General features: G+C 63.2%; 2 protein-coding genes. Both read left to right on the top strand.

Going from position 1 to position 1,545, the window contains the following annotated elements:
• The first annotated feature begins 243 nt into the window (after positions 1 to 243).
• Complete coding sequence (locus ABIB27_RS19295) at positions 244 to 780, top strand: hypothetical protein (RefSeq protein WP_354218024.1); 537 nt, start codon at positions 244 to 246, stop codon at positions 778 to 780.
• 142 nt (positions 781 to 922) lie between these two features.
• Positions 923 to 1,180, top strand: a complete 258-nt coding sequence (locus tag ABIB27_RS19300; RefSeq protein WP_354254701.1) for a hypothetical protein — start codon at positions 923 to 925, stop codon at positions 1,178 to 1,180.
• Positions 1,181 to 1,545 lie beyond the last annotated feature (365 nt).

Consider the following 1,545-nt stretch of genomic DNA (forward strand, 5'->3'; position numbering starts at 1 on the left):
GGAGACAGACATTGGTGATGATCCTGATTCTCGCCCTACGAATTAGACGAAGTTGCTATGAGGTACTGGCCTCACCCAACCCTGACACGTAGGGGTCCGGAACTCTTCAAGGCGCCGGCAAAGCTGGTCGCAATATGTGGCGGGCCATTGACTCCGGTCAATGCTTGACTTGACCATTGAGTCAGATGAGTCGGTTCAGTGATTAGCGCCGGGGACCACGGTCATTCCGTCACAGCGGTTACCATGAAGCCCGCCGCACTCGAGAACATGGACACCCTCGGCGCCGCATCGGTGAGCGCCCGCAAGCTGGCGGACCTAGCCGCCGTTGTCTTGGGAAGGCCAAGCGCAGACCTCGTTTCGGCCAGCGCCGCGCAAATCACGTTTCCCATGTTCAGCATCACCTCCGTCCCCTTCAGCGTGGTGATCAAACTTAGCCAATCCCCCCTGCTGTGGAACGGAATCGCACAGGTCCCGCCAGCTTTCAGGGCAGACCTGGCACACCATTACCGGTGGCGTACGGAAGCGGAGGTGTATGCGTCGGGACTGGCCGATGCCATGCCACACGGCGGCCGGCTACCCACGCTCTACAGCATTGAGGAATTGGACGAACAACGCATAGCCATCTGGATGGAAGACGTGACTGAAGAAGGCGGCGACGGTTGGTCAGACGCACGGTTCCGCAATGCGGCAGCGCGGCTTGGCCGGTTTGCCGGCAGCGCGGCGGTGGAAGAAATCATCGCCCTCCCCCAGCTCACCGCACACGGTGACGCCAGCCCATAAAACCACCTGATCGAAACCAACTCCGGACGTCCGGGCGGATCAACTAACTTCGCCGTCATTGACTGGGGCCTCTACGGGAGCGCGTGCCCAGGTTTCGGCCTCGGCCAACTGCTGGCTGGCTGGGTCGGGTCAACCAAGCACCATGGGCGGGAAAGAACTCTACCGCCTGGAACCGCTATGCAGGGCCCCCTACTGCGAGGGACTGGCCGAATCCGGCGCCAATGTCGCGGAAACGACGGTCCTGGGCGGGCACGCAGCGTCCATGGCACTCTTTGCCGGCCTCCAGGCGGTAGCCACCCAGCGCTTGGCAGAGCCCGACTCGGAAGAACTACGGGCATTCGTAGCCAGCCGCGTACAAATGGCCCGATTCATCCTGGACCTCATGGCGTCCTCGAACTGATGCGTTCCAACCACCAACGCACATCCGTTGCCGGTGCGGCGATGACCGGGTCTTCGCCACACCATGGACCACCATGCCCGGCTGCGAGCAGTTCCTACGGCGCACCGCCATCGAGCCCCTCCCACCCGCATCCTGACGATCGCGCGGACAACGGCTGCTTCCAAAGGATTCTCAGCCGTGCCGTTGGGGAGATACATGGGAAGGCTCACGTCCCCGCGGCGACGCTCTCTCGCTTGATGCTGGTTTCGGCCGTTGGGAACGTTGGGCGGCGGTGCGGCCGGTGTGCCGGCGCGGCCCGGCTGCGAGAGCGTCCCGTGGGTTTTGGGGGTGGTTGTGTGGTGGGTGGTTAACGTGGGAGAGCCCCC

This window comes from Arthrobacter sp. UYEF21 (assembly GCF_040546085.1).
Classification (GTDB): domain Bacteria; phylum Actinomycetota; class Actinomycetes; order Actinomycetales; family Micrococcaceae; genus Arthrobacter.

Coding starts and splice junctions, on each gene's coding strand:
- ABIB27_RS19295 (WP_354218024.1), top strand. CDS start 244: ATGAAGCCCGCCGCACTCGAGAACATGGACACCCTCGGCGCCGCATCG.
- ABIB27_RS19300 (WP_354254701.1), top strand. CDS start 923: ATGGGCGGGAAAGAACTCTACCGCCTGGAACCGCTATGCAGGGCCCCC.